Here is a 14,698-nt window from a genome sequence, read left to right as displayed (position 1 = left end):
TAGTCTTTTAGTTTGCTTTTCGTACTAGACAAGGAGATGCAGGATGTACTGGGGTACGGCAAAGCGAGTGAACGAAGTAATAAAAGATAAACGAAAGGACTCTATTACACTATCTTCATTGTTGATTACAAGGTCAATGTTCTAGAATGACGATAGACATACATTTTCCACGATAAAAAGTCCTAATAAAAAATGAAGGAAAATCGAACACATCAAAGCACGATTTCCTTCATTTTTAAAAGTTGCATTCACAACAGCTAGAATAGTTTTCTTATAGTTGAACTTGATTATATTTCTTTTCAAAGTATTTTAACACATCTTGTGAGGCTTCATTGTAAGGAACGCTACTTTCCAACGTGCCTTTGACGATCGTCCGCATAGTCGCTTCCAAATCTTCACAGGTAACAAGCGTTACTTCTGTCTGTCCTTCGACATCATCTATAACATAGACACTCTCTGGAGTGACTGACTGCACACTCGTTACAAGGTAGGTGTAGACATTTTGCTTATCTGTCAGATAAATCTTCATGCCCTCTTTTGCTTTTTCAATTGGTGAAAAGAGGGTTTCGCTAGCCCCAGCAATTCCAAAAATATGGTGACTGGCAAGCGAATAATTGCCTTGACCCATTTCTTGAATTTCTTTCATCGTTCCCGCACCATACATGAGTGCAACATTCGATAGTCCTTTGAAAATAGGAAGATTCACATTCAAATCTGGAATCGCAATTCCCCCGATAACAGGCAATTCTTGTGATTGCCATTGGGCTTTCAGAACAGCCTCTGTTGAGATAGACTCTACCTGATCAAAATCAAAGGTCGTTTCTGCCTGTCTATTTTTCTCAATATCGGCTTCTGTGACCTTAGCAACCTGATACCGATTGCTATTCCAAGCAATAATCATATTGCGAATAGATGTATTAAAAATTAAGACGAGCGCAATCAGAAGAAGGATCCCCGTTAGGATATTTCTCCAAATACCTTTTGTTTTTTTATTACTAGAACGTTTCCGATTACTCATAAAATTATTCTTCCTCTATGTCTTTAGAATCTACAGCATCTACCAAGGCAAAGGTTACAATACTTGCCTCCTCATCTAGACGCATGACCTTGACCCCCATGGTTGCACGACCTGTTTGGGAGATATTGGCTACATTTGTCCGAATAATGACACCTGTATCTGTAATCACCATGATATCCTCATCCCCCGAAATTGTGGTCAGTCCTGCTAGATAGCCATTCTTTTCTGCGACTTTAACAGTCTTGATTCCTTTACCACCACGTCCCTTGGTTGGATATTCTGAGGCAGGTGTACGTTTCCCAAAACCATTTTCCGTTAAGACGATTACCTCTTGATCATCTGACACAACTGCTGCACCAACAAGACAATCCCCCTCACGGAGCTTCATTCCCCGTACACCAGTAGCGGTCCGTCCCATATTGCGGACATCTGTTTCTGTGAAACGAACAGCATACCCAAATTTAGATCCCATAATGACATCTGTCTGACCGTCTGTTAGGAAGACATTTATCAATTCATCATCTTCTTTCAAATTGAGGGCTTTCAAGCCATTTTGACGAATATTGCCAAATTCAGCAACGCTTGTCCGTTTAACAATCCCTTGGCGGGTAGTAAAGAAGAGATAGTGCCCTTCTTCTTGCTCCTTGCTCACATTGATAATAGTCTGAATAGATTCATTTTCTTCCAATTTCAAGAGATTGATTACTGGAAGCCCCTTGGCTGTACGACCATATTCAGGAATTTCATAGCCTTTCAGGCGATAGACCCGTCCCTTATTGGTAAAGAACAAGAGCTTATCATGGGTACTGGTGGAAACCAATTCACGGACAAAGTCATCATCTTTGACACCTGTTCCTTGTACACCTCGTCCTCCACGTTTTTGCGCATGAAATTCATCTTGAGCAAGGCGTTTGATATAGCCTTGATTTGACAGAGTAATCAGTACATCCGTCTCTTCAATCAAGTCCTCATCTTCTAGTGATAAAACTTCTCCAACCATCAATTCTGTACGACGGGGATCCGCATATTTGCGTTTGATTTCCTCTAATTCTTCCTTGATAATTTGCACAACCCGTTCTGGCTTAGCCAAGATATCTGCTAAATCGGCAATCAAGGCAATCAATTCATCATATTCAGACTGAATCTTGTCGCGTTCCAGACCTGTCAATCGGCGAAGACGCATGTCCAAAATCGCTTGACTTTGACGTTCTGATAATTCAAAGCGATCCATCAATTCAGCCTGGGCAATCGCATCTGTTTCACTGTTACGAATAACCTTAATCACTTCATCGATGTGGTCAAGTGCAATCAACAGACCTTCTAAAATATGCGCACGGGCTTCGGCTTTTTCTTTATCAAATTGCGTTCTACGGGTCACCACTTCTTTCTGGTGTTCCACATAGGCATCTAAAATTTGACGAACAGAGAGAATCTTTGGCACACCATTTTGAATGGCCAACATATTGAAGCTAAAATTAGTTTGAAGCTGGGTTAATTTGAACAGATTGTTCAAGATGACATTAGCTGATGCATCGCGCCTCACTTCAATGACAAAGCGGACCCCCTCACGGTTAGATTCATCCCGAACAGCTGTAATTCCATCAATACGCTTCTCCTGAACCAAGCGAACAATATGTTCATGAACTTTGGTTTTATTGACCATATAAGGAAATTCGGTGACAACGATCCGTTCACGTCCATTTCCATATTCTTCGATTTCTGTCCGAGAACGCAGAACAATCGAACCTTTCCCCGTTTCATAAGCTCGGTGAATACCTGATTTCCCCATAACAAGAGCGCCTGTTGGAAAATCAGGCCCAGGCAAGACCTCCATGATATCGCGGGTTGTCGCTTCTGGATTATCGATGATTAGGTTTACTGCTTCAATTGTTTCACCAAGATTATGGGGCGGAATATTCGTGGCCATCCCTACGGCAATCCCTGTAGTACCATTGACAAGGAGATTTGGAAAACGGGCTGGTAAAACCTCTGGCTCGCGTTCGCTAGCATCATAGTTATCTGCAAAATTGACGGTATTCTTATTGATGTCTCGCAGCATTTCGAGGGCAATTTTGGTCATGCGGGCCTCGGTATAACGCTGGGCGGCTGCTCCGTCTCCATCCATCGAACCAAAGTTTCCATGTCCATCTACCAGCATGTAACGGTAGCTCCACCATTGAGCCATCCGCACCATAGCCTCATAAATTGCGCTATCTCCATGTGGATGGTATTTACCCATGACATCCCCTGTAATACGGGCAGATTTCTTATGTGGTTTATCCGGTGTGATTCCCAATTCATTCATTCCATACAAAATGCGACGATGAACAGGCTTTAGACCATCTCTTACATCAGGAAGAGCCCGAGCTACGATAACGCTCATTGCATAGTCAATGAAGCTGGTCTTCATTTCACTAGTCAGATTTACATCTACTAAATTTTTATCATGCATTAAATCTGTCTCTTTTCTCTAGAAATTATCTATTATATTATAACATATTGTGAAGAAATTTTCTTGTTGTGAAGTTGTGATGTAAGCATTTTCAAACTGCCTTTCACAAGTGACAAACTACCTAAAAAGTGCTAGAATGATAAATGGTCGGGACGCAAGTCCCCAAATAAAACTAAGGAGATGTTTAGAACATGACTGCAACTAAACAACATAAAAAAGTTATCCTTGTCGGTGATGGTGCTGTAGGTTCTGCTTATGCTTATGCACTTGTCAATCAAGGAATTGGTCAAGAATTAGGTATCGTTGATATCAATAAAGACCGTACACAAGGTGACGCAGAAGATTTGAGCCACGCTCTTGCATTCACTTCACCTAAAAAAATCTACTCAGCTGAATATTCTGATGCACACGATGCAGACCTCGTTGTTCTGACAGCCGGTCTACCACAAAAACCAGGTGAAACTCGTCTTCAATTAATCGAGAAAAACCTTCGTATCAACCAACAAATTGTAACTGAAATTATTGCTTCTGGCTTTAACGGTATTTTCCTTGTAGCAGCTAACCCAGTCGACATCCTTACTTACTCAACTTGGAAATTCTCAGGTTTCCCTAAAGAGCGCGTTATCGGTTCTGGTACTTCTCTTGACTCTGCTCGTTTCCGTCAAGCACTTGCTGAGAAAATCGGTATTGATGCACGTTCAGTTCATGCCTACATCATGGGTGAACATGGTGATTCAGAATTTGCTGTATGGTCACATGCCAACGTTGCAGGCGTTAGATTAGAGCGTTGGTTGCAAGATAACCGCGATATTGATGAGCAAGGACTTGTGGACTTGTTTGTATCTGTTCGTGATGCTGCTTACTCTATCATCAATAAAAAAGGTGCTACCTACTATGGTATCGGTGCTGCACTCGCTCGTATCACAAAGGCAATCTTTGACGATGAAAATGCAGTGCTCCCACTTTCTGTTTACCAATCAGGCCAATATGAGGGAGTTGAAGATGTCTTTATCGGACAACCTGCAATTATCGGTGCACACGGTATTGTACGTCCTGTCAACATCCCATTGAGCGATGCTGAATTACAAAAAATGCAAGCATCTGCTAAGCAATTAAAAGATATTATGGATGATGCCTTTGCAAATCCAGAAATTGCTGCTTCTGTGAAAAACTAATTCTTAAACTCGTCAAAACTCAACATCTGACCCTGTTAGCCTACTACTACATTTTCAGTTCTACCCCTCGGTTTCGTTAACTAGGCAGATTTTGAGTTCCAATAGAGTATATAATATAGTCTTTTAGTTTACTTTTAGTACTAGGCAATGAGCTGCAGACTGTACTAGAGTATGGCAAAGCGAGTAAACGAAATGACTATAATAATCGTACAAGATAAAAATATGGAGTTGAGCAAAATGCTCAGCTCCATATTTATTATTTAGATTTGATATAGTTAATCCCGTCTGCTTTTGGTGCAACTGCTTTTCCAAAGAAAGCTGCTAGAGCCACTACGGTAATCAAGTAGGGAGCAATCTGTAAATACACGGTAGGTACTTGGGAAAGACCTGGAAGCTGTGCCCCAATAACTGCTAAACTTTGAGATAAGCCAAAGAATAGACTAGCTAGCATGGCACCGAGCGGATTCCATTTACCGAAAATCACAGCTGCTAAGGCAATAAAACCAGAACCGACAATAGTCGTTGCTGAGAAGTTAATATTAACCGTTTGAGCACTTACAGCTCCTCCCACTCCACCGAGGAAACCTGCGATAAGGACACCGGCATAACGCATCACATAGACATTGATTCCCAAAGTATCGGCCGCTTGTGGATGTTCACCTACTGAACGAAGACGTAAGCCAAATTTAGTCTTATAAAGGATAAACCAAGATACAAAAGCCATGGCAATGGCTACATACCCCATTAAACTAGTATTTTTAAAGAATAAATCACCAATTACGGGAATTTTTTCCAGTCCTGGGAATGAAAATTTCCCAAACGATTGTGGAATACTATCGGTTTGCCCTTTGTGATACAGAACCTTAATGAGAAAGACAGACAAGGCTGGTGCTAATAGATTGAGCACTGTTCCCGATACAACATGATCCGCACGGAAATTGATAGTTGCTACTGCGTGGATGATAGAAAATACTAATCCTGCTATACCTCCAACCAAGACCGCTAAAATCGGAGTTGTCTTACCGAAAGTACTTGCAAATTCAATATTAAATACCACACCTGCAAACGCTCCTATGACCATGATGCCTTCCAGTCCCACATTGACAATACCGGCACGTTCAGAGAATACTCCTCCAAGACTGGTAAAAATAAGAGGAGCAGAGTAAATTAACATTTGCGAAACAAGTAGCGTTAAGATTGTCAGATTCATACCTGGTTCACTCCTTTCGCTTTATTTCTACGTTTTAATAATTGTTCAAAGATGAATTTAACACCAACAAAGAAGATGATAGAGGCAGTCACCACATTGATCAATTCAGGTGGAATCTGCGCTTTTACCATACCAGGCGCTCCGATTGACAACGTACCAAAGAGAAAGGCTGCAAATGGAATTCCAAGTGGCGAATTAGAAGCGAGCAAGGCTACAGACATTCCATTAAAACCAATATCTAGGTTTCCACCCTGGGTATAGACATTTTGGAAAGTTCCCAGTCCCTGAATAGCACCACCAACACCTGCTAAGGCACCAGAGATAATCATTGAGAGAATAATGGTTCGTTTCGCAGACATCCCTGCATAATCAGATGCTGTCGGATTAAGACCAACAGAACGAATCTCAAAACCAAGAGTTGTCTTCGTCAACAAGAACCAAATAACAATCACTGCAAGAATTGCAAGAAAGATTCCAATGTTCATCCGAGAATTTGCTGTTATATTTGTCAGCCAATCCAAACGATAGGAGGCATTAGCTGAGATATTGATACTAGAATCCTTGTTCTTCATCAAATCAGCCGCAAAAACATTGCGGATAATATAGTTGCTGGCATAGAGCAAGATGTAGTTCATCATGATGGTCACAATCACCTCACTCGTTCCGAGATAGGCACGTAAAATCCCAGGAACTGCTCCGGCAAGACCACCAGCAACCATCGCAACTAGGATTGTTGCTAGGATTAACACGGGACGTGGTAAATCTGGATTTGCTAAAGCAAACCAACCCGCAAATACCCAACCTACAAGCGCTTGTCCTGAAAGTCCAACGTTAAAGAATCCAGCACGGCTTGCTACCGCAAATCCTAGGGCTGTAAAAATCAGTGGAGCCATAGCTGCGAAGATTTCTCCGATAGATTTTACAGAACCAAAGGCTGAATAAAATAATTGATCGTAGCCCCAAATAGGGTCGTAACCAAATACGAGCATGATGAGTGCTCCTAATAGTAAACCTGACACAACCGCAAGTAAAGGGAGGGTTATGTTTTGTAACTTCTTAGGCATTTGCTTCCTCCTTTTCCAGTTTTCCACCGGCCATTAAAAATCCTAATTCTTGTTTATTGGTTTTGGCAGGATCAACAATTCCATGAATAACACCATCGTGAATAACCGCAATACGGTCAGAAACATCTAAAATTTCATCCAATTCAAAGCTGACTACAAGGACCGCTTTTCCTTTATCGCGTTCTGCAATAAGACGTTTACGAATATATTCAATCGCTCCAACATCGAGACCACGCGTTGGTTGACTCACAATCAGCAAATCAGGATTGCGATCGATTTCTCGCGCGATAATGGCTTTTTGCTGGTTTCCTCCTGAAAGAGCCTTGACTGGTACAACTTCACTAGCACCACGAACATCAAATTCTGCCATGAGTTCACGAGCTTTTTTGTTAATAGTGTCATAGTTCAAGATACCATTTTTAGAAATTGGCTCCTTGTAATAGGTCTGTAAAGCAATATTTTCAGCCACTGTCATCTGCAAGACCAAACCATCACGATGACGGTCTTCTGGAACGTGACTGACATTCATCTCTGTAATTTTCCGGGGTGTTTTTCCGACCACTTCTGTGCCTTTTATAAAAATTTGACCAGATTTCACCTTACGAAGTCCCGTAATAGCTTGAATGAGCTCGCTTTGACCATTTCCATCAATCCCTGCAATACCGACAACTTCCCCTGCACGAACATCAAGCGATAAGCCTTTAACAGCAGGAATACCTCGGTTTTCATGGACAACCAAATCTTTGATTGATAAAACGACTTCTTTTGGATCTGCAGCTACTTTTTCTGTTTTAAAAGATACAGAACGTCCAACCATCCACTCTGCCAAATCTTCATTACTTGCGCCAGCGACTTCAACAGTTTCAATTGATTTTCCGCGACGGATAACGGTGACACTATCAGCGACCGCACGGATTTCGTCTAGCTTGTGAGTAATGAGGATAATCGATTTTCCCTCTTGAACTAGAGTCTTCATAATTTTTAGCAGTTCTGTGATTTCTGCAGGAGTTAAGACAGCTGTCGGCTCATCAAAAATCAATAAATCTGCCCCACGGTAAAGGGTTTTAAGAATCTCCACACGTTGCTGGGCACCAACTGAAATGTCTGCAACCTTAGCAGTTGGTTCAACATCCAAACCATATTTCGCTGATAATTCTTTAATATCTTGAATAGCCTGTTTAATGTCTATCACGCCAGCTTTGGTTGTTTCACTTCCTAAAATAATATTTTCAGCAACCGTAAAAGCATCCACAAGCATAAAATGCTGATGAACCATCCCAATTCCTAAATGCGCAGCCTTAGACGGAGAATCAATTGTTACAACTTGACCATTTATCGCAATTTCTCCACTCGTCGGTTCTAAAAGCCCCGCAAGCATGTTCATCAATGTAGACTTACCTGCACCATTTTCTCCTAAAAGGGCATGAATTTCCCCACGTCTGACATTTAAATTGATATGGTCATTTGCTACAAAGTCACCAAAAATCTTTGTGATTTCTCGCATCTCAATGACATAATCTTTTGTCATAATCTTCTTTCCTTTCGGACTATATTTTTGTCAGTAAAACCTACCAAAGCAAGGATTGATAAGCTTTAATGAAATAATATATTTCAACTCCTAAAACGGCGACCGAGTCAGGTCGCCGTTTCGGATTAACAACTATTTATTATTTTTTCTCAGGCGCTTCTGGAATTTCTACTTTTTTGTCCAAGATATCTTTCTTAGCAGCTGCTACTGCTTCTGAAGCTTCACTTGAAAGATTTGTTTCAATCAAATCTACTCCCTTATCAGCAAGCGAGAATGTAATGATTTCACCACCAGGGAACTCACCTTTAAGAGCCTTGTTCGCAAGACCTTTGACAGAAGTACCTACTTCTTTAAGAGTGGATGCCAATACAAAGTTTGATTCTTTACCGTCTTTAGAAGTATATTTACCTTCTGCTGATTGGTCACGGTCTACACCGATCACCCAAACTTTTTCTGCTTCATTGCGTGTTTCATTTTCTGCTTTCGCTGCTGCAAAAACACCGTTTCCTGTACCACCTGAGGCATGGAAGATAATGTCTGCACCAGCAGCATATTGTGCAGCAGCCAATGTTTGACCTTTAGCTGAATCTGCAAATGAGCCTGCGTAGTCAACTGTTACTTTAATGTTTTTATTGACAGATTTCACCCCTGCTACAAAACCTGCTTCAAAACGGTCGATAATCACAGATTCCATACCACCTATGAAGCCTACATGGTTTGTTTTGGTTGATTTAGCAGCAGCTACACCAGCAAGGTAAGACGCTTCGTGGTCTGCAAAGCCAACGCTAGCTACGTTTTTTTGATCTTTGACAACACTATCAACAATGACATAGTTTGTTTCAAGATTGTTAGGTGCTACTTCCGCAATCGCATTTTCCAAGGCAAAACCGATACCAAATACAAGGTTGTAGCCGCCTGAAACTGCTGAGTCAAGGTTTGTTACGTAATCAGATTCGCTACCTGATTGGAAATAACCATAGCCCTCATCTTTCTTGAGACCATTTTCTTCTCCCCATGCTGTCAACCCTTCCCAAGCTGATTGGTTGAATGAACGATCATCAACACCACCAACATCCGTAACAACTGCTGCTTTTACTGCTGAATCAGTACCTGAAGCTGAATCGTTCTTAGCTGCGCGATTACCACAAGCAGCAAGTGATACAGTTGCAAGAGTTGCAACGCCTAAACCAATAAATTTTTTGTTCATTTCTGAACCCTCCTAAAAATTTTTTGTGCAACTTTCGTTGCAAAATAGACATAACGTAGTCAAACGACCACCTTACAGATCGATACTCTTTGAAAATCAAAACTATAACTTTATCAATATATCTTGAAGCATGGAAGTTGAGTGACAATTCTCTAACAAAATAGAAAGACTCCCTCGTTGCAAGGTTGCAAGTAAGTTACTTGTTAGCAGTCGTTAGCTGGCTATACTACAGTTTATCTGTAACTAGCTTAACTATCCTCTATCGGAGGCTACCAATAACTCTTGATAGCTATTACATTGGGGTAGCTTACAGCCTATGATGACTACTAACTAGAAACTTCTGCTCCGCTCCTAGTTGTCTAAGAATTATTTCATGCTCTCATATCTTGAAAAACTATTACTAGCGCTTGAAACAGTTATCAACTATTTCAACTATCCTCGACTGCGTTTCCTCATCTATTTTTGATTTTCATTGAGCATTATGTCAAATCTGTAAAAGAATACGGAAGTAACTCCCTGACTGTCATCGCGACTGTCGACTTATCTTTAGCAACCAACGTTACTACTAAATCCTCTTTAAAAAATTCTGCCATAACTTGACGACATGCTCCACATGGTGAGATTGGCTTTTCTGTTTCACCATAGACGATTAACTCCGAAAACTCCGAGACTCCCTCTGAAATAGCTTTAAAAATCGCTGTCCTCTCACCACAATTCGTTAAGCCAAAACTAGCATTTTCAATATTAACACCTGTAAAGACTTGACCATCTTTTGCAACTAACACAGCACCGATAGGAAAGTGGGAATAAGGAACGTAGGCTCTTTTACTAACTTCAATAGCTAAATCGATTAAATCAGTAGTCGCCATCTATCTTTTCTCCCTTCATAATCGCTACACCAGAAGAAGCTCCAATGCGCGTCGCACCTGCTTCAATAAAGGCTTTTGCGTCTTCGTACGAGCGAGCTCCACCAGATGCTTTTACCCCCATATCTGGTCCAACTGTTTTTCGCATCAAAGCTACATCTTCTACCGTAGCTCCGCCAGTTGAAAAGCCTGTAGAAGTCTTGACAAAATCAGCACCTGCTTCTTGTGACACTTGACATGCTTTCACCTTTTCTTCATCTGTTAGGAGACAAGTTTCAATAATCACTTTGACCAACTTATCACCGCTTGCTTCGACAACAGCTCGAATATCTTTCAAAACCGTATCGTAGTCTTGCGATTTAAGAGCACCGATGTTGATGACCATATCAATCTCATCTGCTCCGTTTGCAATAGCATTCTTGGTTTCAAAGGCTTTAACCTCCGGTGTATTTGCTCCTAGAGGAAATCCAATAACTGTACAGACTTTCACATCTGTATCTTTCAATTCCTGAGCTGAAAGAGCTACCCAAGTTGGATTGACGCAGACACTTGCAAAATCATATTCTTTTGCTTCTTCAATGATTGCTAAGATTTGTTCTTTTGTAGCATTTGGTTTAAGTAGGGTATGATCGATATATTTATTTAATTTCATGTTTTTCTCCGTACATTATGAAACAATTTCTATAATTTCTTTCGTCTTTACACTTACATTTCCTATTTTAACATTTTTTTGAAAATTTGTAAGCATATTTTCTGTGATATTTTCATTAGCAAAAATTGTTGCGATTTCTTGACCAGCTTCAACAGCATCTCCAACTTTTTTATGGAAGACAATCCCTGACTCATAATCAAGCAAATCAGTCTTGATTGCCCGTCCTGCCCCTAGCTTCATGGCAAACAAACCAAATTCCAAAGCTGGTAGGGCTGTAATATAGCCACTTTTTTGAGCCAATACTGGTATCTGATGTGAGACCTGAACTTGGCGATACAAATCTTCCAGTTCACCTCCTTGAGCAACTACCATTTCTTCAAATTTTTGCAGGGCAGAACCATCCAACAGATGCGCCCGAACTTCTTCTACTGTCTTTTCGACATCAGCAAGTCCCAACATGACTTGTGCCAATTCACAAATAAATTCGGTCACATCTTCACGTCCTCTACCTTGTAAAATTTCCAAGGCTTCGAGAATCTCAAGACGATTTCCAATACTCGTTCCAACTGGTTGTGACATATCTGTAATTACCGCAACCGTTTTTCTTCCAACTGCTTTTCCGAGTTCAACCATAGTTTGTGCTAATTGACGAGCATCCTCAATATTTTTCATAAAGGCACCCTCACCAACCGTCACATCCAGTAAAATCGCATCAGCTCCTGCCGCAATTTTCTTAGACATAACTGAGCTCGCAATCAATGGAATAATATCAACTGTTGCGGTCACATCACGCAGGGCATAGAGCAACTTGTCTGCCTTAACCATATTGTCAGATTGGCCGATAACGGATATGCCAATATCTTGTACCTGTTTGATAAACTGGTCTTGAGTGATTTCAATTTGATAGCCCTTAATGGATTCCAACTTGTCTAAGGTTCCACCTGTATGACCCAAACCCCGACCGCTCATTTTGGCAACGGGAACACCAAAGCTAGCAACTAGCGGTGCCAAAATCAAGGTCACCTTATCACCGACACCTCCAGTAGAGTGCTTATCTACTTTGATACCTGAAATTGCGGAAAGATCAATCTCTTCACCACTTGCCACCATTGCCATGGTCAAATCAGAAATTTCTCTAGTAGACATTCCTCTAAAGTAAATCGCCATAGCAAATGCCGCCATCTGATAATCTGGAACACTACCTGTAGCATAGCCACTAATAAGCCAATTTATTTCATCTGTCGTAAGTTCATAACCGTCCCGCTTTTTCTGAATTAAGTCGACTGTCCTCATTCTTTCACACTTTCTAAAATATAGTATCCCTTATCTTTTTTCAAGATAGTACAGTTTCCAAAAACTTCCTCCATTTTGGCTTTAGCACTTGGAGCACCTTGCTTTTTCTGAATCACAATAGTCAATCGCCCTAAAGCCACCAAATAGTCATACGCACCTTGGATAATTTCATGGACAACTGCCTTTCCCGCTCGAATTGGTGGATTTGAAATCACATAGTCAAAGGTCCCTGATACTTCTTCATAAATGTTGGACTGGAAAATAGACGCTTGAACTCTATTTTTCTCAGCATTTTGAATTGCCAAATCAATAGCTCGACTGTTAATATCGACCATCGTAGGCAAAACCCCAAAAACTTTCCCTAAAGTCAAACCAAGTGGGCCATATCCACAGCCCACGTCTAATAATCTTTTCCCCTTATCCAGAACGATTGTATTTAAAAGCACTTGACTCCCATAGTCTACCATCTTCTTGCTGAATACTCCTGCATCTGTTAAAAAGAACATCTCTTGCCCTAACAGAGTAACACGAAGCTCATGAAGATCATGAGCCACGCTAGGATTTTTCTCGTAATACATATTTGCCATGTAGCTATTATACCATTTAATAAAAACGTTTACAAGAGATTATTTTATTCTCTCAGGATAAATGCAGAAAAGATTGTTCAAACGAAACTTCTCTTTTTGAATTTCACCTCTCTCTCATTTTCTAAAAATAGACACACCCTATCTGGATTTCCTGTAGGAATAGGAATACCTTTTATAGTCATTTCGTTTATCCTTTATTACTTCTCTTTGCCGTACTCTCTACAGCCTGCAACACCTTGCCTAGTACTAAAGCAAACGAAAAGACGATCTATCCCTTGTAATGGCTAAATGGAGATTTGGAAATGTTATTTTTAGATCTTGTCATATTATTTCTTCAATCATTTTACACCTGTAAAAAATCGTGCTACAATGATGCTATGAAGAATGAACTCATCAATTTTGAAAAAATTAGTCGCCAAACCTGGCAGAGATTACATAGAAATACCACTGTTCCACTCACACAAGAAGAACTAAATTCTATCAAAAGTTTCAATGATACCATTAGCCTCCAAGATGTTCTGGATGTCTACTTGCCACTCATCAATCTAATTAGGATTTATAAGAAAGCAAGTGAAGATCTTTCTTTCTCCAAAAGTCTCTTTTTGCAAAAAAAAATCAAGATCCAACCTTTTATCATTGGCATTTCTGGAAGTGTGGCCGTCGGAAAATCCACCACCAGCAGACTCCTACAGATTTTACTGACTAGAACCTTTAAGCATGCCAAGGTAGAAATGGTCACAACAGACGGTTTTCTCTATCCTAATGCCTTTCTAAAAGAAAAAAATCTCCTCGCTCGAAAAGGCTTCCCTGAATCCTACAATATGGAGTTACTTCTTGATTTTTTAAATACTATTGAAAATGGGCATGATTTTCAAATCCCCCTGTACTCCCATGAAGTCTACGATATTATACCAAATCAGTATCAGACCATTTCAGCTCCTGACATTCTCATTGTTGAGGGAATCAATGTTTTTCAGAATCCTCAAAACCAACATCTCTATGTCAGCGATTCTTTTGATTTGGCTATCTATGTGGATGCGGAGGTGGAAAATATCGAAAGCTGGTATCTGGAGCGATTTAAGAAATTATTGAAATTAGCTGAAAATAATCCTAGTAACTACTATCACCGCTTTTTGGATATGTCTGAAGAAGAAATATCCGCATTTGCTCACAGTGTTTGGGAAACTATCAATCTGATTAACTTAAAAGACTATATTGAGCCGACCCGACATCGGGCAGATATCATTCTTCATAAGGCAAAAAATCATGAAATTGATGAAATTTATTTGAAAAAATAATTTCCTCTTGTCAAAATCTCTTTTTTCAGATATAATAGCATAGTTAGTATAGAAAAGGTGGAGGTGAAACCATTGGCAAACATTAAATCAGCTATCAAACGTGCTGAATTGAACGTAAAACAAAACGAAAAGAACTCAGCTCAAAAATCAGCTATGCGTACTGCAATCAAAGCATTTGAAGCGAATCCTTCTGAGGAGCTTTTCCGCGCTGCTAGCTCAGCTATTGATAAAGCAAAAACAAAAGGTTTGATTCATAAAAACAAAGCAAGCCGCGATAAAGCACGTCTTGCATCAAAACTTGCTTAATAAAAAGAGCCTCTAGGCTTCTTTTTTTTGACCAAAACAGAA

Annotated in this window: 13 protein-coding genes; 3 read left to right on the top strand and 10 right to left on the bottom strand. The window is 40.3% G+C overall.

Going from position 1 to position 14,698, the window contains the following annotated elements; translation table 11 throughout:
* Window positions 1-271: 271 nt before the first annotated feature.
* Together E4T79_RS00375 and gyrA are read right to left on the bottom strand one after the other, a co-directional pair.
* Window positions 272-1,018, bottom strand: coding sequence for a class A sortase (locus E4T79_RS00375; protein ID WP_135026759.1), 747 nt, complete (start codon window positions 1,016-1,018; stop codon window positions 272-274).
* Between the two features lie 4 nt (window positions 1,019-1,022).
* The gene (gene gyrA, locus E4T79_RS00370; RefSeq protein WP_135026758.1) at window positions 1,023-3,470 is read right to left on the bottom strand and encodes a DNA gyrase subunit A; all 2,448 of its coding nucleotides are present in this window, start codon (window positions 3,468-3,470) and stop codon (window positions 1,023-1,025) included.
* A gap of 191 nt (window positions 3,471-3,661) precedes the next feature.
* Between gyrA and E4T79_RS00365 the strand changes: the two genes are divergently transcribed.
* A complete protein-coding gene (locus E4T79_RS00365) occupies window positions 3,662-4,645 on the top strand; it encodes an L-lactate dehydrogenase (RefSeq protein ID WP_135026757.1) in 984 nt (327 codons plus the stop codon).
* Window positions 4,646-4,901: 256 nt separating this feature from the next.
* Here E4T79_RS00365 and E4T79_RS00360 read toward each other — a convergent pair whose 3' ends face one another.
* The 8 genes from E4T79_RS00360 to E4T79_RS00325 form a co-directional block, all read right to left on the bottom strand.
* The gene (locus E4T79_RS00360) at window positions 4,902-5,855 is read right to left on the bottom strand and encodes an ABC transporter permease (RefSeq protein ID WP_135026756.1); all 954 of its coding nucleotides are present in this window, start codon (window positions 5,853-5,855) and stop codon (window positions 4,902-4,904) included.
* Window positions 5,852-6,919: an ABC transporter permease gene (locus E4T79_RS00355; RefSeq protein WP_135026755.1), complete on the bottom strand. Its 1,068-nt coding sequence runs from the start codon at window positions 6,917-6,919 to the stop codon at window positions 5,852-5,854. The genes E4T79_RS00360 and E4T79_RS00355 overlap by 4 nt, the downstream gene beginning before the upstream one ends.
* Window positions 6,912-8,447, bottom strand: a complete 1,536-nt coding sequence (locus tag E4T79_RS00350) for an ABC transporter ATP-binding protein (protein WP_135026754.1) — start codon at window positions 8,445-8,447, stop codon at window positions 6,912-6,914. The genes E4T79_RS00355 and E4T79_RS00350 overlap by 8 nt, the downstream gene beginning before the upstream one ends.
* Window positions 8,448-8,586: 139 nt before the next feature.
* Entirely contained in the window at window positions 8,587-9,654 is a 1,068-nt protein-coding gene (locus E4T79_RS00345) for a BMP family protein (protein WP_135026753.1), read from the bottom strand.
* A 479-nt stretch (window positions 9,655-10,133) separates the two neighbouring features.
* Entirely contained in the window at window positions 10,134-10,523 is a 390-nt protein-coding gene (locus tag E4T79_RS00340) for a cytidine deaminase (RefSeq protein ID WP_135026752.1), read from the bottom strand.
* Complete coding sequence (deoC, locus tag E4T79_RS00335) at window positions 10,510-11,172, bottom strand: deoxyribose-phosphate aldolase (protein WP_135026751.1); 663 nt, start codon at window positions 11,170-11,172, stop codon at window positions 10,510-10,512. The genes E4T79_RS00340 and deoC overlap by 14 nt, the downstream gene beginning before the upstream one ends.
* A 15-nt stretch (window positions 11,173-11,187) precedes the next feature.
* The gene (locus E4T79_RS00330) at window positions 11,188-12,465 is read right to left on the bottom strand and encodes a pyrimidine-nucleoside phosphorylase (protein WP_135026750.1); all 1,278 of its coding nucleotides are present in this window, start codon (window positions 12,463-12,465) and stop codon (window positions 11,188-11,190) included.
* Window positions 12,462-13,052 carry a class I SAM-dependent methyltransferase gene (locus E4T79_RS00325; protein ID WP_135026749.1) on the bottom strand — a complete coding sequence of 197 codons (591 nt, stop codon included), beginning with the start codon at window positions 13,050-13,052 and terminating at the stop codon, window positions 12,462-12,464. The genes E4T79_RS00330 and E4T79_RS00325 overlap by 4 nt, the downstream gene beginning before the upstream one ends.
* 377 nt (window positions 13,053-13,429) lie before the next feature.
* Between E4T79_RS00325 and coaA the strand changes: the two genes are divergently transcribed.
* Window positions 13,430-14,350 carry a type I pantothenate kinase gene (gene coaA, locus E4T79_RS00320; RefSeq protein ID WP_135026824.1) on the top strand — a complete coding sequence of 307 codons (921 nt, stop codon included), beginning with the start codon at window positions 13,430-13,432 and terminating at the stop codon, window positions 14,348-14,350.
* Between the two features lie 57 nt (window positions 14,351-14,407).
* A complete protein-coding gene (rpsT, locus tag E4T79_RS00315; RefSeq protein ID WP_194183741.1) occupies window positions 14,408-14,656 on the top strand; it encodes a 30S ribosomal protein S20 in 249 nt (82 codons plus the stop codon).
* The last annotated feature ends 42 nt before the right edge of the window (window positions 14,657-14,698 follow it).

Source organism: Streptococcus sp. LYSM12, assembly GCF_004569635.1.
Lineage (GTDB): Bacteria > Bacillota > Bacilli > Lactobacillales > Streptococcaceae > Streptococcus.
The sequence above is the reverse complement of the archived record's forward strand: the minus strand, read 5'-3'. Positions and strand labels throughout refer to the sequence as shown.